The organism is Haloechinothrix salitolerans, assembly GCF_042662605.1.
Classification (GTDB): Bacteria; Actinomycetota; Actinomycetes; order Mycobacteriales; family Pseudonocardiaceae; genus Haloechinothrix_A; species Haloechinothrix_A salitolerans.
Genome location: NZ_JBHSXX010000001.1, coordinates 5,476,894 through 5,503,226, shown reverse-complemented (window position 1 = coordinate 5,503,226; position 26,333 = coordinate 5,476,894). Strand labels below are relative to the sequence as shown.

Below are 26,333 nucleotides of genomic sequence, written 5' to 3'. Positions count from 1 at the left end.
CGCTGGTCGCGACGGGCCCACCGATTCCCGAACTGACTGCCGCTCCCACCACGAAGCGGACGTGATTAGGTTAGCCTCACCTTAATTACTCGTCAAGGTGGACACCGATGCCGTGTACGTCGTCCGAGTGGTGCCGACGCGGCCTGGAGGCGCGGGAATCCGCCCGCGGCTGCCACCGCCGTCGCGACGTCGGCGTGCACGTGGTTGGCATCGCGCAGACGTTGCCACAGTCCGGTGCGTGACAGCAGGTCACGTACGGGACCGCGGACGGTCGCGAGGCGCAGCGTGATGCCCCGGTCAGACAGCCGCTCGCGCAGTTCGGCGAGGGTGTGCGCACCATCGGCGTCACAATCGCTGATGGCGCTCGCGTCGAGCACGATGGTGTGCAGTCGGGCCCGCTGTTCGGCGAGGCCCATCAGCGCGTCCTGGACCTCGTGGGCGTTGGCGAAGTAGAACGGGGCGTCAACCCGGATCACGGCGATGCGTGGGTCGGTGATCAGCCCGTCGTAGCGAGCCACGTTCCGGAACGTCGTCGTGCCGGGGATCTGACCGAGCTCGGCCTGGTGCGGGCGTGATGATCGCCAGAGGAACGCGCCGAGGCTGAACACCACACCAGCGGCAAGGCCGGGCTCCGGTCCGAACGCCAGCGTCGCCACGAAGGTCAACGTGAAGGTGATGCCGTCGACGTAGCGTGCCCGCCATGCGGCCACCGCGCTCTTGGCGTCGACGAGCCCGAGGACGGCGACGACGATGATCGCTCCGAGTACCGCCTTCGGCAGGTGGTAGAACGCCGGGGTGAACGCGATCGCGGTCACCGCGACCACCATCGCCGTGATCACTGTCGCGACCGGTGTTCTGGCGCCCGCGGCGAAGTTCACAGCGCTGCGCGCGAACCCTCCCGCTACCGGGAACGCGCCGAACACGCCTGCCGAGACGTTGGCCGAGCCCATCGCGACGAGTTCGGTGTCAGGGTTGATTGACCGCCGTGACTTGGCGGCGAGGGCCTTGGCCACCGCGATGCTTTCCATGTAGGCCACGAGTGCGATCGCGAACGCTGTCGGCAGCAGCGCGGTGACATCGGCTCCGGTCACGCTCGGCAGGGAGGGCACCGGCAGCCCGCCGGGAATCTCGGTCAGGATCTCCACGCCTCGGCCACCAAACCCGAGCAGCGCGCTTGCCACCGTGACGCCGGTGACGACCAGCAATGAGCCTGGCACCTTCGGGACGAACCGCTTCAGCAGGACGAGGCCGAGGATGCTCACCACCGACACCACGACGGTTAGCCCGTGCACGGTGTGCACGGTGTCCCAGATGCCGGCGACGATCCGCGGGAAGCCGTCCTCGCGGTCGGCATCGAGCCCGAGCAGGTCCTTGACCTGGCTCGCCGCGATGATGATCGCCGCGGCGGAGGTGAACCCGGCCAGCACCGAATGCGACATGAAGTTGACGACGGCGCCGAGTCGGAGCACACCCATCGTCACTTGGATCGCGCCGACCAGTAGTGCCAGCAGTCCGGCGAGGGCGACGTAACGACCGGGGTCGCCGTTCGCCAGCGGGGCCAGCGCGGCGCCGGTCAGCAACGCGGTCAGGGCGACTGGCCCGACCGCCGCCGTGCCGGAGGTGCCGAGTAGCGCGTAAACCACGAGCGGCACGATGGAGGCATACAGGCCAGTCACCGGAGGCATGCCCGCCAACGCGGCGTAGGCCATGCTCTGCGGTACCAGCATCACGGCGACGGTGAGGCCCGCGATCAGGTCTTGCCGGAACACGCCACGGTTGTAGTCGGGTAGCCACCCCAGCAGCGGGACGAACCGTGCGACACCGGTGCGCCGCTGCTGGGGGTAGAGCTCATTGTGACTGGTCATGATTGCTGGCTGGACTGACGTAGCCGGGCCAGTGACGTGGTGATGTCGGCGTAGGTGTCAGCCCGGTTGTACGGCAGCTTGGCGAGCATCATGCCCATCGCGCAGGTGTTGGTGATCGCGGCGAAAGCAAGGCCCGCGCCGATGAACCCGGCGAGGAAAGTAGCGGGCGGCCACCAGATGCTCGCGAGAACGGCCAGCAGCACGATGCTGCCCGCCACGAGCCGGACTTGGCGCTCCAGGCCCCAGCGTTGCCTGCCGGTGATGACGGGCGCGCCAGCCGACGTCCAGGCGTCCATGCCGCCGGACATCACGGCGGTGTCGGTCAAGCCCGCCGCCGCGAGCTTCGTCTGGCACTGGTTCGCGCGGTTGCCGGACTGGCAGATCAGGATGAGCTTGCCGCCCGCGTCCCGGACGATCTGCTCCAAGTGGGCGTCGACCTGATCCACCGGCAAGTTGATGGCATCGGCGATGTGGGCGGTCTCGTATTCGCCGGGGGTGCGGACATCGATGAGCAGGACGTCGGGGTTGGTGTCGAGCAGCTCGCGGACCGCGGTGACGTCCATGACGTGGTGACTCACAGGTGTACTCCGTGGGTTGTGACTGGCGGTGGAAGGCCGGTAGCTGGGCTGACCGCCCGGCTACCGGAGCGTTGGGTATTGCTCAGGCGTTCGCGGGCTCCGTGAGCGCCTGCCATGCGCCGTAACCGCCGAGCAGGTCAGAGACGTCGGCGAACCCGTTGTGACGCAGTAAGCTTGCCGCGATCGACGAGCGGTGTCCGCCAGCGCAGTGCAGGACGAGGGGACGGTCGCTCGGTATCTCGCCGAGGCGAGCGGTGAGCTCGTTGAGGGCGATGTGCGCGGAGCCCTCGATGGCGCCATCCTCGCGCTCGGCGGCTGCCCTGACGTCGATGACCAACGGCGGCCGCGGGCTCTCAAGCGCATCGCGCAGCTGGCTCGCCGTCACCCTACTCGCGGGGGCGACCTCGTCGGCCATGGTCGCGAAGGCTGCCTCTGGGTCGGGCAGGTAGCCCGCGACCTGGTCGAGGCCGACGCGGGCGAGCCGAGTGATGACTTCCGCCTCGCGGTTGTCCGGTGCGATGACCACGACCTGCTGGCCGGGTTCCAGGACCGCTCCCGCCTGCTCGGCGAACCGGCCGTCCGCGGGCACGTTGATGGCGCCGCGTAGATGGCCTGCCGCGAACTCCTGGGGATTGCGCGCGTCGACGACCATCGCGCCGTCCGCGCGAAGAGCGGTGTACTCCTCGACGGTTAGCGGACCTGGTGCCGATGCCGGGTCGTAGAGCTCGCGTTCCTTGCGGTTGAGCGTGGCGTCGTAGGCGAAGTAGGCGGGCGCGGCCTGTTGACCCGCGGTGACGATGTTGACGAACTCGCTCTCGGTCATCGGCGCGCACGCGTAGTTGGTCAGCCGCTGCATACCGATGGTGGATTGCCGCTCGGTTGAGAGGTTCTTGCCGCAGGCCGACCCAGCGCCGTGGGCGGGAAACACCCGCACCTCGTCCGGCAGCGACATCAGTTTGCGCTGCACGCTGTCGTAGAGCATCCGGCCCAGTTCGTCCTCGCTGACACCGGACGAGGCCAGCAGGTCAGGGCGCCCGACGTCACCGATGAACAGCGCGTCTCCCGTCAGGACACCGTAGGGCACGGCGTCGTCGGCGTGCTCGTAGATCAGGATGCTGATCGACTCCGGGGTGTGGCCCGGCGTTTCCAGGACCTCAAGGGTCACGTCGCCGAGGCTGACGCGCTCACCCTCGGTGAGCTTGCGGATGGGGTACTCCGTCTCGGCACGGTTGCCGTATCCGATCCACACACCGGTGCGGGCGGCCATCTCAAGGTGACCCGCGATGAAGTCGGCGTGGAAGTGCGTGTTGATCACGGCCTCGATGGTGAAGCCGTTGTTCTCGGCGTCGGTGAGGTACTCGGAGACGTCGCGCCGGGGGTCGACGACGACCGCCTTGCCGGTGGTCTCGTCGGCGATCATGTAGGACGCCTGAGAGAGACAGTCGAGGTAGTACTGCGAGAAGAACACGGATACCTCCTATTGAACTACGGCCATTATACCCCTAGGGGTACCTCGGTCAACATAGCGCAGTGACGTCCTATTCCCGGGCGTACGCGGTGGCAAAGTGACCGAATTCGATTCCGAGAAAGTGGTCAAACCGCCTCTAAGCCGCACCAGCGGTCCTATATACGGAGAGGGGTATATATTGCGAACTTGGACCCACCTGTTGCCAGACCGGGGTCCGGTGTCAGCGCGGTGTCGAGGCAGTGTCGGGGCGGGTGCGGCGAGTTCGAGCGGATGCGCGGTCATCCGTAAGAGCGTGGTTGATGGCGGGGGAGGGTTTCGTACATGCGGGCGGCCACCAGCAGTCCGGAGGCGGCGGTGATGGCGGCGATGACCCACACCGCGGCGCGGAGTCCGGCGAGGTCGGCGACGATGCCTGCGATCAGGGCGCCGATGGCGAAGCCGCCGTCACGCCAGAAGCGGTAGACGCCGACGGAGCGGGCGCGCCAGGCGGGGTGGGCGACGTCGCCGATCGCGGCGAGCAGGGTGGGGTAGACGAGAGCGGTGCCGAGGCCGAGCAGTGCCGCGGCGATAGCCCAGACCAGGAAAGTGTCGGCGGTCGCGGTCAGGCCGAGGGCGGCGGCCTGGGTGAGCATCCCAGCGGTGATCAGGTGTTTGCGGCCCCATTTGTCGGACAGCGCGCCGGTGGCGAGTTGGCCGACGCCCCACACTGCTGGATAGAGCGCGGTGAGGATGCCGATCCGGTCGACCGAGAGTCCCGCGGTGGCGAACAGGATGGGGAACAGGCCCCACGCGAGGCCGTCGTTGAGGTTGTTGACCATGCCAGCCTGGCTGGCCGACGAGAGCGCGGGTTCGCGGAAGCTGGTGTGGGCCAGGACCTGCCGATCGGTCAGGCCCGCGTGCAGATGGTCGTGACGACCGTCAGCACGGGAGCGGTGGTTGGTGGCTTCGACGTGGGCGTGGTCGCGGGTTTCGCGCACAAGCAGCGTGGAGAGCCCGAGGCCGAGGGCGACATAGGACGCGCCGAGCAGGAACGGTGCGGGGCGCAGTCCGTAGCGGGCGGCGAGGTAGCCGGTGACAAGTGCGGTGAGCGCGACCGCGCCGTAGCCGGCGGCCTCGTTGAGGCCCATCGCGAGCCCGCGCCGTTGAGGCCCGGCGAGGTCGATTTTCATGATCACGGTGGTGGACCAGGTCAGGCCTTGGTTGATACCGAGTAGCACGTTGGCGGCGATGACCCAGCCCCAGTTGGGTGCGGCGATCAGCATCAGCGGCACCGGGATGGCGATCAGCCACCCAGCGACGAGGACGGGTTTGCGGCCGAAGCGATCCGACCAGGTACCGGCGAAGTAGTTGGTGGTGGCCTTCGTGACGCCGAAGGCGAGTACAAAGGTCAGCATGACGGTGTAGCCGGTGAGACCGAACTCGCGCTCGGCCAGCAGCGGCAACACCGTGCGTTCCTGCCCTAGCACCCCGCCGACGAGGGCATTGACCGCGACGAGCAGGCTGAATTGTGCGAGGTTTGCCCGCATCCCCAGTCGCACGCCGGTTCTGGTGCGGTTCATGCCCCGGCCGCCATCGCCCGACTCGTGGCCTGTGCCCACCGTCGCGGGTGCTGGCCGTCATCCACCACGAGATCAACGCGAGCCATCATGTTCCTCCATGTAGCCGAGTACGGTATTCTGTAACTACCGTACTCCAACTATCATTGGAATACTATATGACTGATCGTGCCGCCAAGAACGCCTTGTTCGATGAGTTCGCCCGGGTGGGCAAGGCCCTCGGCAGCGGCAAACGTCTGGAGCTGCTCGACCTGCTCGCGCAGGCCGAGCGCACCGTCGACGCGCTCGCCAAAGCCACCGACCTCGGCCTGACCACCGCCTCAGCGCACTTGCAAGCGCTCAAACGGGCCAACCTCGTCGCCACCCGCAAAGAAGGCACCAGGGTCTACTACCGGCTCGCGGGCACTGACGTCGCCGCGCTACTCGCGCTGCTGCGGATCGTGGCCAACCGACATCTACCCGATGTCGAAGCCGCCCGCCGGGCCTTTCTCGGTGACGACAGCGGCAAGGACAGTGACGCGGTCACGTCAGAGGAACTGCTGCGGCGGGTCAAGACCGGCACGGTGACCGTGATCGACGTCCGCCCGCGCGAGGAGTACGCCGCGGGCCACATCGCGGGCGCGATCAACATACCGCTCGACGAGTTGCCCGAACTGCTCGACGAGCTACCCGCCGACCAGGAAATCGTCGCCTACTGTCGAGGCGCCTACTGCGTACTAGCCTACGACGCCGTCCGTATGCTGCGCTCCCGCGGCCTCAACGCCAGCAGGCTGGCCGACGGCATGCTCGAATGGCACCTCGCTAACCACCCCACCGAACCAGGATCCAGCTGAGCCTACGGCCACGGAGGCGAGGGAGCGCGCATGGCATCGCGTCCGTCGAGGTGCCTGATGTCACTGATGCCGGCCCAGTCGTCAGCTCATCACTTCATGAGGGTGAGGATCACGTCGAGGTCGTAGCGGATGCGCGCACGTCGTCGACGTCGTGGCCGAGCCGATTACGGACCGCCACGACGCCCGGCACGCTCGACGCGAGCTCGCCGAGTCGTCGCGCGTCGCTGCGCCGTGGCACCGACCCCAGCAGCGTGACAACACCGAGAGACACCGTGGCGCACACTTCGGTGGCGTTCGTCCACGGCCGGTGGCGTGCGATCCGCTCGTTCACCGCCGTCAAGAGATCCTCGTCCGAGGTGACGAACACCCGCAGCAGGTCGCGGCGTGCCAGCACCCCGGTCAACAGGCCGTCCGAGGTGACGAACAGTCGTCTCGCGTTGCCATCGATCAGCTTCTCAGCCGCCTCCCGCAGCGAGACGTTCGCGTCGATGGTCTGCACTGGAGACGTCATCAGGTCCTTGGCGCACCGCGCCCGCGCCTTGCGCCACCGGGCGTACGACTTCCTGGCGAACCGGAACGGTTTTCGCTGTCCCGGTCGGTAGGTGTGTTTGGCGATCAGGTCCGCCTCGGACGCCACGCCCACCGGTTCGCGGAAAGCGTTGAGCACCGGGACAGCGCTGATGTCGTTGTCCCGCAACAAGGACGCGACTTCTTTGTACGGGGTGGTGAGCCGGACGCTGATCGGGTCGGGAGTCATCACCGCGGCCACAGTGCCCAGGTCGACCCGTGCGGCCGGTGCCGCCGCCGGGGCGTTCCCCGCGAGATCCTTGGTGCGATAGGACTCCGCGCCGAGATAGCGGTACATCGCGTCAAGCCAGGCCGACCGTGTGGGCTCAGCAGCGTTCATGATCAGTCCTCTCGGGATGCCTGCTCGGAACCGTCACGACCCACGTTAGGGAGAAACGCGCCGATGCCGAGCCGGTCCAAGGTCCTCAGGCCCCGAAACGAAAGTCCGCTCTCCACCGGGTAGGAGAGGGTCGACGGCCTCGCGACGCCGGGACGACGTCCCCTGTAACGCGGCACCTCGTCGGCGGTCGTTTGGAGGCACATCGCGTCAGGGAGGTATACGTGGAACGGTGGGTGCTGAAGCCCTTACGACGTCGAAGCACTCACACGCCCGAGTAGTAGGAAGCTTCAGTGCGGGAGATCGGAGCAGTAACCGACCGGAATCGACCGGGGACCGAAACCGTCAAGAGTCGTGACCAATGGTCTTCGGAACCCGCGTTCGTTTTCTCCATGGCCGCGGCGGCGGTGGGCCTCGGGAACCTGTGGCGTTTTCCGTATCTCGTCGGCGAGTACGGCGGTGGAGGGTTCATTCTCGCCTACCTGTTGGCTCTTGTGATTATTTGTCTTCCCCTCATGTACCTTGAGGTCGCTGCCGGTCGACTCGCGCAGGGTAATACCGTTCATACTTTCAGGCAGGTTCACCGGGCCGGAACGTGGTATGGCTGGTTCGTCGTCGCGATCACGGTCGTGATTACCAGCTATTACCTCGTAGTCACTGGCTGGACGCTGGGATACGCGACCGATTCGGTACGCGATGAGGTCAAAGTTTTCGCGGAGTTCTCCGACGGATTCGCTTCGTTATACCTCTTTCTAGCGGTACTCATACTGGCCGGACTGCTGCTCCTTCGCGGCGTTTCCGCGATTGAGGGGCTTTCGAAGTTCCTTATGCCGGTGCTACTCGTCCTCATCATCGGCCTGGTGGTCGCGGCTAGCCGTACCAACGGATGGGAACAAGCGAGGGGATTCCTGCTCCATGCGGATTTTTCCGCATGGCGAGACCCGGCACTGTGGACCGTTGCTTTTGGTCAAGGTTTCTACTCGTTGGCCATCGGCCAGGGGTACCTCGTCACTTACGGCAGCTACGTTCCTCGCAAGGCGCATGTGCCCCGTGCCTGCCTGGTTGTTGGAATCACTGAAACCTGTATCGCCCTGCTCGCCGGCTGGATGATCTTCCCGTTCGTGTTCACGCACGGACTCAACCCCGAACAAGGCAGCCAGCTAGCCTTCAGTACGTTGCCTCGGGTCTTCGACGGTATGGCGTGGGGACTGCCACTCGCCATCGCCTTCTTCGGTCTATTCTTCATCGCGGCGTTCAGCTCTTGCGTCGCTGGGCTCAAAGTGATCGTGAGTGCGATCGCCGAAGAGTTCCGACTGAGCAACCGTCGAGCGGTGCTGATTACGGCCACCATATTGCTGGTACTTGGCGTCCCGTCAGCGCTGAGCTTCACCCCAGTAGGGCTCAGTATTGGTGACACACCTTTCCTCGACTGGTTGGATCAGCGTGCCGGCGGACAGATCATCCTGTTCTCAGGGATATTCGGCGCTGGATTCTTTTGCTGGCTCGTCGAACCGAAGCGCCTGTATCACGCGCTCGGAGCGCGCTCACGCTGGACGGTCCGACGAATATACTTCGTCGGCCGTTGGCTTCCGGTCGCCGTTATCCTCTGGCTCGTTATCGCCTACCTGTTGTGACCACTCGTCAGATTCAGCGAGATCCGGACGGTCGGTGATTGAGCAGCACCACGGGCATCTGTTCGAACAAGACCGGACGGCTCCCTGTCCGGCTCCGGGCCCCAGGTCCCCGAGGCAGGGTGACGTCCGGCCGTACCTGCCTTTGGGTCATGGCGCGGACGCTAACGGTACGACGGCAGAAGGCCAATCTGTCACTGTGAGGTGATGATCGCCGGAGGGAATGGCGGTTGGAACCACGAGCGGCGGGACCTGCCCAGCGGATGCTGGTCGCAACGGACCTCCCCGATGGTGCGGGTGTGGCTGTGCGGCGCGCGGCTCAGCTTGGGGCCCAGCACGACGCTCAGGTCACGTACTCGCATCAGATCTATGGCCGCATCAAACGCTGGCTCAGGGCCTTCGAGCGCACCCGCACCCGCCACACCGAACCATACGACGCGGACGGCGACGTCGACGTCATCCTCTACGGGCTCGGCCGGTTCGGCTCCCACCTCGCCGACCAGTTGGCAGCACAGGACACCGCACCCTGGCGATCGACTTCGACCCCCAGCGAGTCTCGGCCAACACTCGCGACAGCGTGACGGCCATGTTCGGCAGCGCCGAGGACGTACATCTGCTCGACAATCTCCCGCTGGCCAGCGCCCGATACGTGATCAGCACCATTCCCGCGCTCGATACCAACAGGCGCTCCTGCACAGCCTGCGGCATCACCACTATCGCGGCACGATCGCACTGACCGCGCACACCCGCCACGACGCCGACCAACACCGCGCCGCAGGCGCCGACATCATCCTCGAACCCTTCGTTGCCGCCGCGAGCGCTACCGCGGAGACACTCGACGAGCTGCTCGGCACTGGGCGCGATCCCGATCAATAGCAGCGATGGCGTCTGGCGGTTGATGTGAGGAGGCCGTCGGCGATGCGCGCACGTCTTCGCGCATTCGTACGGTGGATTTGGCGCCATGCTGCCGGCCGCGCCGTCGCTTCCTCGCCGTACATGTGCCCGCATCGGTCCGCCTCTAACGCCTGCCAGTACGTTGCCGGATGCACGTGCAGCAAAGGTTCTACGGAGGTGCAGCGGAGGTGCTACGGAGGTGCTACGGAGGTTCTACACCTATATCTAGAACAGGTGTTCGATGGTGGGTAGTGTTGGGGGTATGAGCAGCGCGAACATCACGCTTCCCACGCCCGGCCCGCAGGGTTGGTAGCAGGCCACCGACGCCGAGTTGACCGCCGCGTTGCGGGACGCCGAGGTGCTGCGGAACCGTGCGGAGGCGGTGCAGGCGGCGGTGTTGGCGGAGATTTCCTCGCGTGGGGTGTTCGCTACCTTTGGGTATCCGTCGTTGGCGGCGCTGCAGCGGGATGCGCTGCGTATCGGTATCACCGAGGGCAGGAAACGCGCCCGGCGCGCCGAACGACTCCACCCCACCCGGCAGGGCACGGCGGAGCGGGCGGCGGCCGCACCGTTGACCGCGCAGGCCGCCGCCGACGGGGTGCTGAATCCGGGTCATGTCGACGCGATCAGCGAGGTGATGGCCGCCCTGCCCGCCACTGTGGAGGACACCGAGCGGGACGGTTACGAGAAGACGCTGATCGAGTTGGCCCAGCAGGCTCAACCGGCGGTGGTGCGCCGCGCCGGGCGCCACATCCTCGCGCTGCTCGACCCCGACGGGCCCGAACCCACCGACGACGGTGACGACGGGTTGGCCGAACCGGAACGCGAACTGCTGTGGTCCTGGACCCGCCACAACCGGTTCACACTGCGCGCCACCCTGGATGCCGAATCCGGACAACTCCTTGAGACCCTGCTGTCGGCGCTGGCGAAACCCAAACCGCATGCCGACGGCATACCCGATCAGCGCAGCACCGGCCAACGCCACGGCGACGCCTTCGCCGAGCTACTCGACTACACCCAGCGTGCCACCGAACGGCCCACCGAAGCCGGCGAAACCCCGGTGGTGACGGTGTCGATGAACCTGAACCAGTTGCTACGGCGTGAGCGCCACCCCGACACGGCCCCGGCCCCGCAGGACCTATTCGCGCACACGCCCACGTTGAATGGGGAATGCCCCATCACCGCCGAAGCCGCCCGCCGGTTGGCCTGCGACGCGCGCCTCGTGCCCGCCGTACTCGGCTCGAACGGCGAAATCCTCGACCTCGGCCGCGAAGTCCGCACCGCCACCCGCGCACAACGCCGCGCCCTCACCGCCCGCGACGGCGGCTGCGTCATGTGCAGCCGCACCACGCGCTGGTGCCACGTCCACCACATCACCGAATGGCACCACGGCGGCGGGTCGGACATCTCCAACATGTGCCTGCTCTGCTCAGCCTGCCACCGCCTCGTCCACCACGCCAACTGGCAGGTCCGCATGGCCACCGACGGCAAACCCGAATGCCTACCACCCGCCTGGCTGGACCCGACACACCAACCCCGACGCTTCACCGCACCCCACACCGACCCCCTGGCGAGTTAGTCAGCCCAGCCGCCGACCCAGACCGCCTCGCAGGGCAACCCGACACAACCACACACCCGCCCACCGCGACCAACACCGCTGGCCGCGGCACAACCGCATGCCCAGGTGCGACTCGAAGCAGCGCTGGAGACCACTCAACCCGCAGTACTACTGCCCAGGGACTGCGACCCTCGACATGAGGGGCTGTTGATCTTCCGGACAGCGAACCCACTAGGGTTTTTGTTCGGAAGAGAGGAAGCCAGTGTCAAAGAATCGTCGGTCGTTTACTCCTGAGTTCAAGGAGGAGGCGGCGAAAATGGTGGTCGAGACGGGCCGCCCGGTGGCGTCGGTCGCGCGGGAGAACGGGCTGAACGAGCAAACGCTTCGTAACTGGGTGAACGACTACCGGAAGGCTCATGCTGCGGACGAGCCACCATTGACCGTGTCGGAGCGCGCGCGGCTGCGTGAGCTGGAGAAGGAAGTCCGTGAGCTACGGATGGAGAAGGAGTTCCTGGGAAAAGCCGCAGCCTTCTTCGCGAGCGAGTATCGGTGAACGAGAGGTACGAGTTCATCGAGGTGGAGAAGGGCGCAGTGACCGATACTGGCGAGAAAAAGTACACAGTGACCAAAATGTGCGAATGGTTGGGTGTGTCGAAGTCGGGATTCTATGAATGGCGTTGTCGGCCCAAGTGCGCGACGGCGCAGCGTCGCGCCTACCTGGCTCCGTTGATCACGAAGGTTTTCGACGATTCGGATGAGACCTACGGTCACCGGCGCGTCCACGCCCAGCTGCAGCGCCAGGGTGAGCGGTGCACCCCTGAGCTGATCCGCAGCATCATGCGTGAGCTGGGGCTCGAGCCTTGCCAGCCCCGTCCGTGGCGACTCGGCCTGACTGAGCCGTCTGCCAGCTTGCTGCCCGACCTCGTTGGCCGCGACTTCGCCGCATCCGCGCCCGGCGAGAAGATGGTTGGCGATATTACCTATATCCCTACGTGGGAGGGCTGGGTTTATCTCGCGACGGTCATCGACTGTCATACGAAGGGCGTTATCGGGTGGGCGATGGACGATAATTACCAGACGCCTCTCATCGAGAAGGCGATTCGCATGGCCGTACGCAACTATCCTATCGCACGCGGGGCGATATTCCACTCCGACCGTGGCAGCAATTACACTTCCGCCCAGTTTGCCAGCACGCTCCGATCATTGGGCATCAGGCAATCGGTCGGACGCACGGGAATATGCTATGACAATTCGATGGCCGAATCGTTTTTTGGTGCCCTGAAGAACGAGCGGGTTCACCGAGTGATCTACTCCACCCGAAAGAGGGCCAGGACAGATATTGCTGCCTATATCGAACTTAGATATAATAGTCGACGTCTCCATTCGGGACTCGACTATAAGGCCCCAAATGAGGTCTACAACGAGTACCTGAACCGGCAGCAAGCGGCATGAATTGACCCACTAAACAGCTGTCCGGAAAGATCGAGGCCGCTCAACATCAGTTGGTGGGCGGGGCCTCTGGTGGCTGTTGCCCGCCGGGCTGTTGCGGTATCTGCGGCATCTGTCCGACCTTGTTCTCCGGCGGCGCCTCGATCTCTACTGGTTCGCCCCATGCCGAGTAGGTCATCGTGGACGTTGAGCGGCCGTCGGGTGCTGGTTGGCCGCCCATCTTGGCCGCGGCCGCGTACACGTCGGTCAGGTCCATGACTGCTCTGATCGGCAGGTCGTTGTCGTTCATCCACAACCGCATCCCGTAGGACTCGACACCTGCGTCCGTGAGCGGCTTGATGGCTTCCTTGGTCAGGCCAGCGGGGAACGCATCGGAGAGCTTGTCGAGGCGGATCTGGAAGGTGTGCTTCGTGGCGGTCTCCCCGTCGAGGTCGACCTGCTCGCTTTCCTTGACGTCGCCCGCCTGCTTGACCTGCGTTAGCACGCTCGTCGGGTCCGCTTGCTTGGCAAGCATATCCACGCCGCCCATCATCTGGGCCGCCTGCTGGTCCCTGGCGAGGTCGACCCACTGCGCGCCGCTCTCCATCATCTGGCGCATCTGGTCCGGGACTTTCGCGAAGGCCGAGTCGCCGACCAGCACGACCTCGAGCTGCTGGCCTTGGGAGCTCAGCACGGCGTTGGTCGCCGGGTCGTCGGCGTAGCGACCGGTGCCCTTACCGCTGATCTGCTGACCACCGACGTCGAGCTCGAGTCCGAACTTCACGAACTCCTCCGTCGCGACCTGCTCCATGCTCGTGGCCGCGAGTTGCTGCGCTTCGCCCGCCTGCTGCCCGGTCCCAGTGTCGCCCGTTTGGGCGTCATCCGGCTGCCCGTCGCCGCTACCGTTGTCCCCGTTGCTACATGCGCCGACAACTAAGGCGCAGCCTAGTAGCCCTGACACGACGGTGGATCGATGCATATGAGTGCTCCGTTCGTGTCCGCGAGTAGTCGAACACTGTCGGCGTGCGGTATCACTGCCGCGTTGCGGCCTGTTGGCGACGCTAACTCGGCCAGTATTTCCTCACAGTGAAGTGTGCTTGTCAGGGTTCGACGCTGTCGCGTCCATTGGGCAGGGCTAGGGCGTGTGACGTGTCAGCGATAGCGGGGTGAAGAGACCGATGCCGCGAATGTGGACTTCGTGTAGTCGGCTCAGGGTGAAACGGGTGTCGTCGGCAAGCGTGGCGGCGACGGAGGGGGAGACCAGTACCGAGTCCGGCGCGGCGAGTGTGCTGAGTCTGCTCGCGAGGTTGACCGTGGTGCCGAAGACGTCGCCGAGGTGTCGGACGCCGGTCCGGTGGCGATGCCGATACGGAGCGGCGGTGTCGTGGGGTGCTGGTGGAAGGTGGTCGAGAGGTCAGCGAACCCGACGGTGAGGTCAACGGTCGGGCCGGTGTCGGCAGCGGGGTCGATGTGGCCGATAGCGGCCGCCATGTGTCTCCGCCAGGCGCTTCCGAGTAGTAGATGTACGTCAGGAAAGACGCGGTGCGCGAGGGCGTGTAGGTAGTCGCGTCGGCATCCAGCCCCGCGTATCCGAACGAGCGCCAGTACCGGCGGGCGCGGTCCAGTGAGACCCCGGCGAGCTGTGCCGCTGTGCGGCCGCTGTACTGCCTCGGCTCGCCGAGGATCGGCTCTGCCAGCTCACCACTCGACGACGACTCCGCATCGGGCATGGACACCTCCACACTGTCGTGCTGGAGCCAGGCGTACGTCAACGGGGGAGCTGACAGGCCGAGGATCGAACACGACTGGGTGGCTGCTGTCCGAGGAGCGGTCTCTCACCCGTCGTCGCGTGGTCAGAGCGCGTCGCGGACCTCATTGGCGGCGCACTCAGACCGGATGTCCGACTGACCCCCCGAGCTTCTCGACCGTCTTCTGGAGTTCCTCCACGTGGTTGTCGTAGATCTCGCCTGGTGTGGCGTCGTACTCGAGACAGAGCTTGGCTGCGGCTGCCGTGGCGATCGCGTGCTGGCCACCGTTGCCCATGAACTTGGTGACTGATCCGGCGATGTGGGTCACGCTGATGTGTTTTCCTGCCATCATCAGGTTGTCGAGGTGGGCCGAGTACAGGCACCGGAAAGGCACCTCGAAAGGCCTTTCGTCGCGGGTGTCCCACTTCCAGTCTCGCAGGCGGAAGTCGTACTTCTCGTGGCCCGGGTAGTGCAGGCAGAACGCACCGGAGTTCCAGGCGACCGTGTCGTTGAACCTGCGGTGTTCGCGGATGTCGTTCTCGGTCAGGACATAGGCACCCTTGTACCGACGGAACTCGCCTTGTCCGGGGACGAACGCGACCCAGTCGAGTGCGAGATTCGCATAGGTCTCGGGTTCGAGGGTCTTGACATTGGAGAACGTGCCGTACACCGCCCGTAAGAGGTGGTCACGGATGTGCTCGGCGTCGGTGTACGGGTCGAGGTCGTGACCGTACTCCCAGAAGTGGGTAAACGGCTTGAGCATGCGCCGGGGGATGCTCGGGTCATGGGTCAGGGCCGGCCCGGCGACCGGTCCCGCAACGTTGTCGATGCCAGGGCGTTCGAGCTGCCCGCCGAGGTTGGCGTAATCCTGGGCGACTTCGACTGCCCACGGAACGTCGGGGAAGTCGGACGGGTGATCCAGTTCCCGGGTCCGGAAAAACAAGGTGTTTCCGTGGTGCGACTCGACACGCTCCTTCGGAGCGAGTGGCTCGTTGAACTCGGCTCGGCTCTCGTATCCGAACATGGTCTTGGCGCCGGCGAGCAAGCCGAGGATCGCGGTGCCGGTGCAGTCGATGAACGTCGTCCCACGGAATCGGGTCTCGCGTCCGGAGCGGGCGTCGCGGGCGTCGACTGAGACGATCCGGTCGCCGTTACGGGCGACGTCGAAGATCTGGTGCTCGAGGAACACCGACACGGTCGGTTCCGCACGCAGGAGATCGAGAGCCGCGAGATCGCCGTCCTCGGACCGCGCGGACAGTGCCTTGATGAGGGGGCCTGTCTCTCCTCGGGGAGTGAGGCCGATCTCGGTGCTCGCGTTGCCGCCCAGGACCGGGCGGTTCTGGATGAGGGCGACCGCCAGGCCGAGACGTCCTGCTGCGAGCGCGGCCGCGGTGCCGGTGACGCCACCGCCGGCGACCACCAGGTCGAACGATCCGCCGTCGACCGGATGGTCCGGCAGCCCGCGGAGCTGACGTCTCCAGGCACGAGTGTCGGGATCGATCCCGTTGGGTGGCTCGGTCTCGCTGGTGGTCAGGTAGATGGCATCGCATCGTCCATCGAAACCGGTCAGGTCCGTGAGAGTGATCGTGGCTCGGCCTTCAGCCAGGTCGATCCGGCCTGCGTTCTCCCAGCTCCAGTCGCTACCGTTCGCGCCGAACTCGACCGGCAGCCGCTCGCCGTTGATCGAGACGGCGAACCGGCCGGGATGGTGGGCGGGTACCCAATCCTTGGAACGCACCCATACGCGATAGGAACCGGCCTGCTCGACGTCGATCGACGTGGTGGCATCGGCGACGGGGACACCCAGACCGTGAGCCAGAAGGTACGGCGACCCCATCTCCACCTCGAACTGAGAGTCCAGCGTCCACCCACCGAAGTCGTCGAACTCCTCGGCCTCAACGAGGATGTGGTGGCCTGCGGCCACGGGCTGATTCCCTGTCATCGGATTCTCCAGGCTCATGCGTCCGAGGTCGGCGGAGTGGTCGTTGACGTGCTTCGCGTCAGCTCGCGCTTGAGGATCTTCCCGGTGGCGGTCATCGGCAGCGAGTCGACGAGCTCGACGATGCGGGGGTACTTGTAGGACGCCATCTGCTCCTTGGCCCAGGCGATGAGCTGGTCGGTGGTGCGGGAGGAGCCGGGTTGGAGGATGACGAAGGCCTTGACCTCCTCGCCATGGGTGTCGTGGGGGACGCCGACGACGGCGGCGAGGCTGACGTCCGGGTGCGTCATGAGGACCTCTTCGACCTCGCGCGGATAGACGTTGAACCCGCCTCGGATGATGAGGTCCTTCGAACGGTCGACGATGTAGTAGTGGCCGTCCTCGTCGCGTCGCGCGAGGTCGCCGGTGCGGAACCAGCCGTTCGCGTCGATGACCTCGGCGGTCGCGTCGGGGCGCTTGTAATAGCCCTTCATCACGTTGTGTCCCTTGATGGCGATCTCGCCGATCGCGTCCGGGGACCATTCGATCTCGGCCCAGGAGTCCGGCTCGGTGAGCTTCATCTCGACGCCGGGTATGGGCTTGCCGATGGATCCGGGGCGCGGTAGTTCGCCGTACGGCGCGAACGAGGCCACGGGGGAGGTCTCGGAAAGGCCGTAGCCCTCCGCGATCGAGACGCCGAACCGCTTCTCAACCTCACGGTGAATCTCGACAGGGAGCGAGGCGCCACCCGCGATCGCCATCCGGAGGTTCCGCGCGAGGGTGTCCATGTCGGTGTCTTGCTGGAGTGCTCCGAGGAGACCCCAGTACATCGTCGGGACGCCGGCGAAGACCGTCACCGACTCCTTCAGCATGGCGTCGATCGCGGGGCCCGGTTCGAAACGGGGCAACATCACCACGGTGCCACCGAAGGCGAAGCCGGCGTTTTGGATGACGGTCTGGCCAAAGGAGTGGAAGAGCGGCAGCACGCACAAGTAGGTGTCCGGCCGGCTTGCGTCGCAGCCGAACAGCTCCCTGCTGACCAGCGCGTTGTCGCGCATGTTGCGGTGGCGTAGCTCGGCGCCCTTGGGCTGGCCGGTGGTGCCGGAGGTGTAGAGGATGACCGCGGTGTCGTCCTGGTCGGTGGCCAGCGTCTCGAAGGTCGGCGGCTGGTTCGCCATACCCTGACCCAAGGTCTCGGTCCTCGCGATTGGCGAGGGCGCGGCCGGGTCGCCAGTGATGACGAAGAACTCCCCGCAGGTCGCTACCTGATCGAAGCCGGCCTTGGCTTCGGCACCGATCGGCAGTTCTGCGGTGCCTTCGAAGGCGAACAGGGCCTTCGCGTCGGAGTCCTGGAGGTGATAGGCGACCTCGCGACCCTTGAGCAGCACGTTCAGCGGTACGACGACGGCACCGGCCTTGAGGATGCCGTAGTAGACGATCGGGAAGTACGGCAGGTTCGGACACATCAGGGCGACCTTGTCGCCGGGCTCGATCCCGCGCTGTACGAGCAGGTTCGCGACCTGGTTCGCGGCGCCGTCGACTTCGGCGTACGTCAGGCGGGTCGCGCCAAGCACGATGGCATCGCGATCGGGGTAGGTGCGGGCCGAGTCCTCGAGCAGGATCGACAGGTTCAGCATGGTGACTCCTTCGTGGTCTTCGTGGTGGAGGTCGCTGGTCATCGGGGCGGGTCAACGACGATGGAGCGGGAGCGCTGGACAGAGGCCGCTGTCGCGTGGTCAGAGCGCATCGCTGACCTCATTGGCGGCGCGCTCGCCTGCGCTGACCGCCGCTTCCATGTAGCCCTCGTAGTAGATCCCGGTCTCCGTGCCCGCCCAGTGGATTCGGCCGACCGGCTCACGCGCGGCGTTCGTGTAACGAGTCAGCGTGCCGGGCGCGCGTGTGCTGACGCAGCCCTGGATCCACGGCTCGTCCACCCAGGACTTCTCGAGGTAGTGAGCCGGGTTCGCCGCCTTGGGTCCGAACAGCTTCGTCAGATCGTCGAGGAACGCGGCGCGGCGGGCCGCGGGGTCGTCGAGGAGCGCATCGCTCCACTTGAGACCGTCGCCGGAGCCTGCGGTACCCATGAACGTCACCAGAATCCCGATGCTCCCGTCGGGCGGTGAGTTGTCGGATACGTATGGCGTGGTCGGCAGGTCCGTGAGCGCTTGGCCGCTGAACCCCTCGTCGCGCCAGAACGGCTTGTCGTAGACCGCGAACAGCTTGTTCTCGGTGCCGTTGCGCCACTTGCGCTGCAGTGCCGCCCTGCGGACAGGAAGCCCTGGGGTGAAGCGGATGCGTTCGGCGTCCGCTGGTGCCATGGCGACGATCACCTGTCGGCAGCGCACCTTGGCGCGCGCTGACTTCACGGTCACGCCGCCGCTTTCCTGGCTGATCTCGGTGACCGGCGAGCCGAGCATGACCCGTTCGCCGAGCTGCTCGGCCATCCGCAGCGAGATCAGCTGCGAGCCGCCGACGATGCGCGACTCCTGGGATCCGCCGGTCGTGTTGAACATGTGCTCGATCCCCCCGGACGACCCGATCGCGTGCAGCGCCCTGAGGAAAGAGGTCTCGTGCGGATCCTCGCCGAAGATGATGGTGAATCCTAGTGTGAACAGCCATTTGGCCTCGGCGCTGACGGAGTTCGCGTCGAGCCACCCGCCGAAGGTCATGCCGTCCCACGTCGGGGCATCACTCGCGGCCCACGGCGCCTCGGCGGGGACGGTTGCGGCCATCTCTTCCAGCCTTGTTTGCAGCTGCACGAAGTCGGCCAGTGCGTCAGGTCCGAGCGGTGGGATCGTCCCGGTGTAGGTCTGCCGGTTTCCGTTGCGCAGGTAGACCGACTTGCCGTCGACGTAGGTCTTGAACGTCGCGAGGCCGAGCTCGTTGATGAGACCGAGGACGCGGTCCTGGCCCGGCCCGACCCATTCCCCGCCGCCCTCGGTGACCACGCCGTCCGCGACGTGGAGATCGAACGTCCGGCCGCCGACCCGGTCGTTCGCCTCCAGTACGAGCACCGACGAAACTCCGGACTGGATGAGCCTGCGTGCCGCGGTCAGACCGGAAATCCCGGCCCCGATGACGACTACGTCCGCGCGCCTACTCACGGGCGCCGCCTCGGCGACGGGGGTTCGTCCTAGCGTCAGGCCCGCGGCTATTCCGCTACCGGCCGCCAGTGCGCCGCGTCGCGACATACCATGACGGCGATGCGCTGTATCGCTCACGAGTCTTCTCCCTGGGGTTGATTGCGTCCGGGTTGGCTGCCTGGAGTCGCTGTGTCATTCCGTTGTGCTGTGGGCGGTCAGCCGCGCGGGGACAGGCTCGCCAGAACCTTCTCCGCGGCCTGCTGACCCGAGTTGGCCGCGTCAGCGAGAGATGGCACGTCGAGCTGGTAGTCGCCAGCGAGGTAGACGGGTCCGAGGTTCTGGCGCAGCGTCGGCAGCGAAGCGCGTCCGTCGGGCGCCCAGAACGGCACGACCCGAGGGTGACGGCGCAGGATGCCTTCCCCGAGTTTCCCGTTCAATTCGGGGTAGAGCGTCAGGAGATCCGCCGTGAAGCGAGCAACGATCTCCTCGTCGGTGAGCTCGAACAGCTTGTCGGCCTCAGCGCCGCCCGCGAAGCACGCCAGCGCGCCGCCGGGCTTGCGCGGACCATCGCGGCGTAGGGCCGTGGCGTGGTTGAACACCGCCTGGAACGACAGCTCCGGCGTCGACACGGCCAGGTAGTCGTCCCAGCGTTGCGGGCCCTCCTCGTGGGTGAAGAAGCCCACCACGACGTACCGTCCATAGTGGATGGCGTCGAACGCCTTCCGATACTCCGGCGGCAGCCCTGGCATGATCTTCACGGCGATGTCGGCTGGCACCGCGACGATGGCACGCCTGGCGTTCAGGCGCGCCGGCCCCTTCTCGTCCTCGTAGTCCACGACGACGCCGTCCGCGGTCCACTCCAGCGAATTCACCGGCGAGTTCAACCGGATTCGATCGCCGAGGTCTTCGGACAAGATGTCGGTGAGCGTCTGGTTGCCGCCTTCTGGCAGGGAGAGGTTCGGAACCTTCCCGGGATCGGTCAGCAGGATGCCCATCGAGTAGACGAACTGCGTCGCGGCGGTCTCGTCAGGTTCGCATCCCATCCACTGCCCGGACCAGGAGCGGACCATCTCCCGAGCAAGCTCGGACTTCACGCCATTCAGCACGAAGTCGGCGCGTCGAGCGTCGAGCTTGGCCCGAACCCGCTTCGCCCACCGCTTCTCGGGGGCCATCTCCAGAAACGGCACGTTCGCGATGATGCGAGTTCCGACGGCTGCCAGCCCGAGCCGGTCCAGGAAGCTCATCCGCGACCGAAACATCAGGCTGAACGGATTCGAGGTGTCGACCTGCTTCCCGCCGAGCGAGAGCGCCACCGACTTGCCCTCCAGTGTTCCCATCGGGATCTGGTGGCGATGCAGGGCGTCAATCAGCGGCCCGGTGCCCTCGGTGAACTGGGTTCCGAGGTTGATCCAGTAGTCGCCTTGGCGAGCCGAATCCACGCGACCCCCGGCCCGACCGGCGGCTTCGAGCACGACGACGTCCCGCTCGGCCAGGGTGGTCGCCGCCATCAACCCGGCCATGCCGGCGCCGACCACGACGACCTCGCAGCTCTCGTCACGGACCCTTCTCGATCTAGCCACGGCTCTCAGCTCTTCCTTGTCGTAGTGGCTCGGTCCGTCTTGTCCAGCGCCGCCGCGATGGCTCCCACGAGGCGCGTCGTGGCTGCCTTGCTGCTCGGGCTGATGGCCGTGAAGGAGATGTAGCCGTGAACGAGCCCCCGTTCGTGGATCACGTCGACCGGTACGCCGGCCTCGAGCAGCGCTGTCGCGTAGGCGACGCCGTCGTCGTGCAGGGAGTCGAACCCGGCCACCGACACGATGGCGCGGGGGAGACCGTTCAGGTTGCCCAGCAGCGGGGAGATCCGGGGATCGCGGTGGTCGGCGCCCTCTGGGAGGTAGTGCCGCATGAACCAGGCGACCTGCTTGGCCGTCAGCGCCGGGCAGTCGGCGAACTCGTCCTGGGACGGACGATGCGTGGACAGGTCGGTCACCGGCTGGATGAGCACCTGCAGCAGGGGCTGCACCGCCTCGCCGCGGACCTGCTGGCACAGGACGGCGGCGATGTTGCCGCCGGCGCTCTCGCCGGCGACGACGATGCGCGCGGGGTCCACGCCCCAGGCGGGGGCGTGTTCCACGGCGTACCGCCAGGCGGCGAGGGCGTCCTCGTGAGCGGCGGGGAAGGGGTGCTCGGGGGCCAGGCGGTACTCCACGGACAGCACGTCGGCACCCGTGGCGTGGGCGAGCATCCGGGCCGGTGCGGTGTAGCTGGCCCGGCTGCCGAGGACGAAGCCGCCGCCGTGGAAGAAGAGCACCAGGCTACGCGCGGGAGTGCCCTGGCTGTACCGCGTGGCCACCAGCCCCGGGCGGATCTCGACCTCCTCCTCGACCAGGCACGGGGAGATGCGGTCGGCGAAGAGCGCCAGGTCGCGCTCCGTCATCGCCCTGGCGGCGGGCGGCTCGAGGTCGCTGTAGTCCTCTCCCGACTCGCTGAGCTTCATCAGCAGGGCCATGTCGGGCTCCATGCGGTCGCCGGCGCTGTTGACCGGCGGCCGGGCAAGCAGTCGCTGGACCCCTGCTGGGAGTCGGCTCAGGGAGACCAGGAGGGCGCGCTGGCTCCGCCGGGCCAGGGTGAACCGCGGCGCGCTCACGACGCGGCCTCCACGGTCGTGAGTTGGCGCGCCGCGGATGTGCGGGTCGCGAAGCGGATGTGGTCCTCGTCGACCAGCCGACCCTTGAACAGCCGGTTGTCCCGCACGAACGTCGTGTGCATCCGCCAGGGCAGGGCCACGCCCTGGCGCGGCAGTTCGTGCTTCGCCCGCTGGATGTAGCCGGCGCTGAGGTCGAGCAGGTCTGTGGTGGGCAGGTCCTCCGGCGGCACCGGTACGGCGATGTCGTAGCCCTTCGCGTCCATCGTGCGGATCACGTCCGCGGCGAGGCGGCTCACGTTGCTCACGCGCAGGGTCCAGGTCGCCTTGGTGTAGCCGAGCATCATGGCCCAGTTGGGCACGCCGGAGATGAGCGCGCCGCGGTAGAGCACCGTGTCGGACATCGTGACCGGAACGCCGTCGACGGTGGGCTTGATGCCGCCCAGCATCTGCATGACGAGTCCGGTCGCGGTGACGATCAGGTCGGCCTCCAGTGTCTTGCCCGACTTCAGCAGGATGCCCTCTGGGATGAAGCGCTCGATGTGTTCTGTCACGACGTCGGCGTTCCCCTCGCGGATCGCCTTGAAGAACTCGTTGTCCGGCGTGACGCACAGACGCTGGTCCCACGGGTTGTACGGCGGATTGAAGTGGGCGTCCACGTCGAAGTCGGCCGGTAGCTCTTTGGTCGTCAGCTTGCGCAGCAGCTTGCGCCCGAAGTTCGGGAACCTGCAGAGCACCGTCACGAGCAGGTGGTCGGACCAGATGTTCTTGAGTCGCGTGGCGGCGTACCCGCGCTTGGTGCCGAAGAGCTTCATGAGCCGCTGGGCGAGCTTGTCCACCCGGGGGACCGAGGCGACGTAGCTCGGGGTGCGCTGGAGCATCGTGACGTGGGCTGCCGCGCCCTCGCCCACCAGCATCGCGGGGAGCATCGTCACGGCGGTCGCCCCGCTGCCGACGATGACCACGCGCTTGCCGCTGTAGTCGTAGTCCTCCGGCCAGTGCTGCGGGTGCAGGATGTCGCCCCGGAAATCCTCGCGACCCTCGAAGTGGGGTTCGTAGCCCTTGTCGTATCGGTAGTAGCCGGTACCGCTGAAGACGAACCTGCTCCGGATGTTCTTGTGCGTCTCGTTGCCTGCTTCGTCGGTCGCGGTCACCTGCAGCGTCCACCGCGCTTCCTCGCTGGACCAGTCGGCAGCGGTGACCCGGTGGCGCAGCCGCAGGATCTTGTCGAGTCCGAACTCGGTGACGGTCTCGCCTATGTAGTCGCGGATCAGCGGGCCGTCTGCGATCGCCTCCTCGTGCAGCCAGGGTTTGAACTCGTAGCCGTAGGTGTGCACGGAGTCGTCGGATCGGATGCCGGGGTACTTGAACAGGTCCCAGGTGCCGCCGACCGCGTCTCTGGCCTCCAGCAGGAGGATCTTCTTGTCCGGGAAGTCATCCGTCAGGTACTTCGCCGCACCGATACCGGAGAGTCCGGCGCCGATGATGACGATGTCGGCGGACTCCGTCGTGTCTGTGTCCTTCATGCTGCACTTCCTTCTCGGTCGTGGTCCTGCGGGAGGCCCGCTGACTCGTCAGTCCGGTAGTCGGGTACGACGCCAGTCCCGCGGGCGCGGGTGGCGACGATGGGCTCGTCGAGGACTTCCGCTCTGCCCGTGGTGTCTGTGGCTCGGGCGATGACGCGCAGTTCGAAGTCGATCGTCCGGCTTCGGTTGCCTTTCGCCGCGAGTCGCGCCTCGATCTCGACGACGTCGCCGCCGCGCACCGGTGCCAGGAACTCCACGGAGGAGTAGCCCGCGAAGAGGCTCTCGTGGCCGTCCGTGACGATCGCGAGATGAGTTCCGGCGTCACCGAACAGCGCCAGACCGAACGCTCCGTCGACGAGGTTTCCTGCGTAGTGAGCCTCGGAGTAGGCGACGTAGCGCTGATGGATGACTTTCATGAGATCTCCTGGCGACACGGGATTGAATATGTCATGTGATTAAGTCATTTGATTCAGTTTGTGCCAACTTGCTTGCCTCGTCAAGAGGCGGCACGCGCGGTTGCTTGCCAAGGCGTCGCCAATGCGGCTGTTGACAACGCGACACAGGGTCGCCATCATCTTCGTCAAGCGATCGAGTCATTTGACTAACTATGGTCGCGAGACTTCGACTAGGTCGGAAGGGCCGAAGGATGACCGAGACGATGACGTTCCCCGAAGTGCCCGCGAGGTCCCCGGATGCGCCCGCGAGGGAGGGTTCTACCTTTCCCGTCACGATCGAGGACGATGCGACTCCGCTTGTCCGGCTGATCGGACGCACGTTGCGCGAGTCAGCGCGCGTCGGTCACGCGGACGAGGTGATGGGCCGGTCCGTCGGCACCGTGGCGGTTCGCTCTCACGACACGCCGCAGGCCGCCACGGTCGTCCTCGATGGCGAGACGGTCGAGGTAACCAGTGGAGTCTTGGGCGAGCCCGACGCGACGGTCGTCGTCGATCTGCACGCACGCTTCGCGTCGGCACAGGAGCCCACCGGTGATGCTGCCTTGGCCGCCGACATCTTGCGCGCGTTGCGGCCGCCGCTACCCCACTGGCGCGAGGCGGCCCAGCGGTTCTGGGAAGTAACGCGCGGAATCCCGGGCATCCCCGATGTCTTGATCGTGGACGCCATTGGCCCCGATGGCTCGGAGCGGGGTCAGTTCGGCGCCGGGTCGAGTGAGTACCTGATGACGGGACCTTCCGACCTTCTCGCCGGTGTCTTCAGCGGGGCGGACGACTTTCTCGCCTCCTTGGCGGCCGGTGTGCAGATCAAGGGCACGTTGTCGCAGATGTCGGTCATGACGGCCGCTTCCTGGAAGGTTCGTTTTGATGTTTGACCTCACTCAGTCCACTCAGGACACTGCTCCTTCGAGTTCCCAGCGCGCCATCCGCATCGAAGCGACGAACCACGAAGGCAGCCTCCTGGGCAAGAACGTGTCGCCGGCGAAGTTCGCCGCCGGCAAGGAGGCCGGCTTCGCCTTCGCCGACATCCTCTTCGCGATCGACCTTGGCAACGAGATCGTTCTCGGTGATGCGTTCCCGGACTGGCGCGGCAACATCTACGACATCCAGATGATCCCGGACATGTCCACGCTCGTGGAGTGGAAGCCGGGCTTGGACTCCGTCATCGGCGACTACTGGCTCAAGGACGGCACGCCCGTGCCGATCTGTCCGCGGAACCTGGTGCGGAAGATGGTGGCACGGCTGGAGTACCTCGGGTACGCCGCGACGGTTGCCGTGGAGATCGAGGCCACCCTGTTCGAGGAGTCCGTTCAGGAAGCGCGCAAGGTCGGCTATCGGGACCTGACGCCACTGGGCGGCAGCACGGGAGCGACGTATCACCTGGCGAGGTCCAGCGACTGGGTCGACTACATGGATGCCGTGGTCGACCGGCTCGACCGCGTCGGGATCACGTGGGAGGCATGGACCGACGAGGCCGCCGCCGGGCAGACCGAGCTGAACCTGGCGCCGACCGACCCGGTCAGGCTGTGTGACAACTGGGCGCGGACCCGTCAGGTCATGCGTGAGGTCGCGTTCGAGCGGGGCCACACCGTCTCGTTCATGGCCAAGCCGACCGCTGGCTTCGGTCAGGGCGCCCACATCAACCTCTCGCTCCAGAGCGACGGGGTGAACCAGTTCTTCGCCGAGGACGGTCCGTCCGAGCTCATGCGGCACGCGGTCGGTGGGCTGCTGGCCACGATGCCGGGCGCCACGTCGATCGTGTTCCCGCAGATCACGTCGTACCGGCGCCTTGTGGACCTCACCGGCCCGCCGACCACCGTGAGCTGGGGCATCAACAACAAGACCGCCGCGGTGCGCGCCGTCTGCGGACACCCCAAGTACTCGCGCCTCGAGTACCGACTTCCCGGAGCAGACGTCAACCCCTACCTCGCGATAGCGGGCGTGCTGGCCGGGGTGCTGGCCGGCATCGAGCGGCGGATCGCGCCGCCGGAGCAGGTCACGGACATGGCGTGGTGCCTGCCCGACAGCGTCGGAGTGACCCGGATCCCGGACACGATGTCCAAGGCTGGTGCGGCCCTGGATGCCGATCCTCTCCTGCGCGAGTACCTCGGTGACGAGTTCGTGGACTTCTGGGTCGCGTCCCGACGATGGGAGTGGATGGAGTTCCACACCAAGGGCGGCGATCCGTTCGCTGAGCTCTCCCAGTGGGAGTCGACACGCTACTTCGAGTTCCCGTGAGCGCGGGTG

21 protein-coding genes and 1 pseudogene are annotated in these 26,333 nt (G+C 66.3%); 8 read left to right on the top strand and 14 right to left on the bottom strand.

The window, feature by feature from the left end; genetic code table 11:
• Positions 1-92 precede the first annotated feature (92 nt).
• The 4 genes from ACFQGD_RS26155 to ACFQGD_RS26140 form a co-directional block, all read right to left on the bottom strand.
• On the bottom strand, positions 93-1,865 hold the full coding sequence (locus ACFQGD_RS26155; protein ID WP_345404851.1) for a SulP family inorganic anion transporter: 1,773 nt from the start codon (positions 1,863-1,865) through the stop codon (positions 93-95).
• A complete protein-coding gene (locus tag ACFQGD_RS26150; protein ID WP_345404848.1) occupies positions 1,862-2,443 on the bottom strand; it encodes a rhodanese-like domain-containing protein in 582 nt (193 codons plus the stop codon). Before ACFQGD_RS26150 ends, ACFQGD_RS26155 begins: the two co-directional genes overlap by 4 nt.
• Positions 2,444-2,525: 82 nt before the next feature.
• A complete protein-coding gene (locus tag ACFQGD_RS26145) occupies positions 2,526-3,911 on the bottom strand; it encodes an MBL fold metallo-hydrolase (RefSeq protein WP_345404845.1) in 1,386 nt (461 codons plus the stop codon).
• A gap of 278 nt (positions 3,912-4,189) precedes the next feature.
• Positions 4,190-5,470, bottom strand: a complete 1,281-nt coding sequence (locus ACFQGD_RS26140) for an MFS transporter (protein WP_345404842.1) — start codon at positions 5,468-5,470, stop codon at positions 4,190-4,192.
• Positions 5,471-5,625: 155 nt separating this feature from the next.
• Here ACFQGD_RS26140 and ACFQGD_RS26135 point away from each other — a divergent pair, with 155 nt between their 5' ends.
• Positions 5,626-6,300 carry an ArsR/SmtB family transcription factor gene (locus ACFQGD_RS26135; protein ID WP_345404839.1) on the top strand — a complete coding sequence of 225 codons (675 nt, stop codon included), beginning with the start codon at positions 5,626-5,628 and terminating at the stop codon, positions 6,298-6,300.
• Between the two features lie 109 nt (positions 6,301-6,409).
• Here ACFQGD_RS26135 and ACFQGD_RS26130 read toward each other — a convergent pair whose 3' ends face one another.
• Entirely contained in the window at positions 6,410-7,207 is a 798-nt protein-coding gene (locus ACFQGD_RS26130) for a CBS domain-containing protein (RefSeq protein WP_345404836.1), read from the bottom strand.
• Between the two features lie 290 nt (positions 7,208-7,497).
• On the opposite strand from ACFQGD_RS26130, the gene ACFQGD_RS26125 reads away from it, so the two are divergent.
• From ACFQGD_RS26125 to ACFQGD_RS26105, 5 genes are all read left to right on the top strand, one after another.
• On the top strand, positions 7,498-8,838 hold the full coding sequence (locus ACFQGD_RS26125; protein ID WP_345404833.1) for a sodium-dependent transporter: 1,341 nt from the start codon (positions 7,498-7,500) through the stop codon (positions 8,836-8,838).
• 227 nt (positions 8,839-9,065) lie between these two features.
• Complete coding sequence (locus ACFQGD_RS26120) at positions 9,066-9,416, top strand: hypothetical protein (RefSeq protein WP_345405257.1); 351 nt, start codon at positions 9,066-9,068, stop codon at positions 9,414-9,416.
• Positions 9,362-9,571 (top strand): NAD-binding protein, encoded by a 210-nt coding sequence (locus ACFQGD_RS26115; RefSeq protein ID WP_345405233.1) that lies wholly within the window; start codon positions 9,362-9,364, stop codon positions 9,569-9,571. Before ACFQGD_RS26120 ends, ACFQGD_RS26115 begins: the two co-directional genes overlap by 55 nt.
• 489 nt (positions 9,572-10,060) lie before the next feature.
• Entirely contained in the window at positions 10,061-11,308 is a 1,248-nt protein-coding gene (locus ACFQGD_RS26110; protein ID WP_345398875.1) for an HNH endonuclease signature motif containing protein, read from the top strand.
• 241 nt (positions 11,309-11,549) lie between these two features.
• Positions 11,550-12,739, top strand: a protein-coding gene (locus ACFQGD_RS26105) for an IS3 family transposase (RefSeq protein WP_390221019.1) whose coding sequence is annotated in 2 segments (ribosomal slippage) — positions 11,550-11,802 and positions 11,802-12,739 — 1,191 coding nt in all. Because the reading frame shifts where the segments join, the coding sequence is not laid out codon by codon here.
• A gap of 46 nt (positions 12,740-12,785) precedes the next feature.
• Here ACFQGD_RS26105 and ACFQGD_RS26100 read toward each other — a convergent pair.
• The 9 genes and pseudogenes from ACFQGD_RS26100 to ACFQGD_RS26060 form a co-directional block, all read right to left on the bottom strand.
• Positions 12,786-13,694: an SCO4651 family lipoprotein gene (locus tag ACFQGD_RS26100; RefSeq protein ID WP_345399860.1), complete on the bottom strand. Its 909-nt coding sequence runs from the start codon at positions 13,692-13,694 to the stop codon at positions 12,786-12,788.
• A gap of 156 nt (positions 13,695-13,850) precedes the next feature.
• Positions 13,851-14,033 (bottom strand): annotated as a pseudogene (locus tag ACFQGD_RS26095) (adenylate/guanylate cyclase domain-containing protein); the annotation flags it as partial.
• A 569-nt stretch (positions 14,034-14,602) separates the two neighbouring features.
• Complete coding sequence (locus ACFQGD_RS26090; protein ID WP_345399862.1) at positions 14,603-16,405, bottom strand: FAD-dependent oxidoreductase; 1,803 nt, start codon at positions 16,403-16,405, stop codon at positions 14,603-14,605.
• Positions 16,406-16,419: 14 nt separating this feature from the next.
• Positions 16,420-18,018: a long-chain-fatty-acid--CoA ligase gene (locus ACFQGD_RS26085; RefSeq protein WP_345399864.1), complete on the bottom strand. Its 1,599-nt coding sequence runs from the start codon at positions 18,016-18,018 to the stop codon at positions 16,420-16,422.
• Positions 18,019-18,117: 99 nt separating this feature from the next.
• Positions 18,118-19,485, bottom strand: a complete 1,368-nt coding sequence (locus tag ACFQGD_RS26080; protein WP_345399866.1) for a flavin monoamine oxidase family protein — start codon at positions 19,483-19,485, stop codon at positions 18,118-18,120.
• 194 nt (positions 19,486-19,679) lie between these two features.
• Positions 19,680-21,044 (bottom strand): flavin monoamine oxidase family protein, encoded by a 1,365-nt coding sequence (locus ACFQGD_RS26075; protein ID WP_345399868.1) that lies wholly within the window; start codon positions 21,042-21,044, stop codon positions 19,680-19,682.
• Between the two features lie 5 nt (positions 21,045-21,049).
• Complete coding sequence (locus ACFQGD_RS26070; protein WP_390183663.1) at positions 21,050-21,985, bottom strand: alpha/beta hydrolase; 936 nt, start codon at positions 21,983-21,985, stop codon at positions 21,050-21,052.
• A 122-nt stretch (positions 21,986-22,107) separates the two neighbouring features.
• Entirely contained in the window at positions 22,108-23,634 is a 1,527-nt protein-coding gene (locus ACFQGD_RS26065) for a flavin-containing monooxygenase (RefSeq protein ID WP_345399872.1), read from the bottom strand.
• Positions 23,631-24,050 carry a hotdog domain-containing protein gene (locus ACFQGD_RS26060; protein WP_345399874.1) on the bottom strand — a complete coding sequence of 140 codons (420 nt, stop codon included), beginning with the start codon at positions 24,048-24,050 and terminating at the stop codon, positions 23,631-23,633. Before ACFQGD_RS26060 ends, ACFQGD_RS26065 begins: the two co-directional genes overlap by 4 nt.
• Before the next feature lie 230 nt (positions 24,051-24,280).
• Between ACFQGD_RS26060 and ACFQGD_RS26055 the strand changes: the two genes are divergently transcribed.
• Positions 24,281-24,961, top strand: a complete 681-nt coding sequence (locus tag ACFQGD_RS26055; RefSeq protein ID WP_345399876.1) for a hypothetical protein — start codon at positions 24,281-24,283, stop codon at positions 24,959-24,961.
• Positions 24,954-26,324 (top strand): glutamine synthetase family protein, encoded by a 1,371-nt coding sequence (locus ACFQGD_RS26050; RefSeq protein ID WP_345399879.1) that lies wholly within the window; start codon positions 24,954-24,956, stop codon positions 26,322-26,324. Before ACFQGD_RS26055 ends, ACFQGD_RS26050 begins: the two co-directional genes overlap by 8 nt.
• The last annotated feature ends 9 nt before the right edge of the window (positions 26,325-26,333 follow it).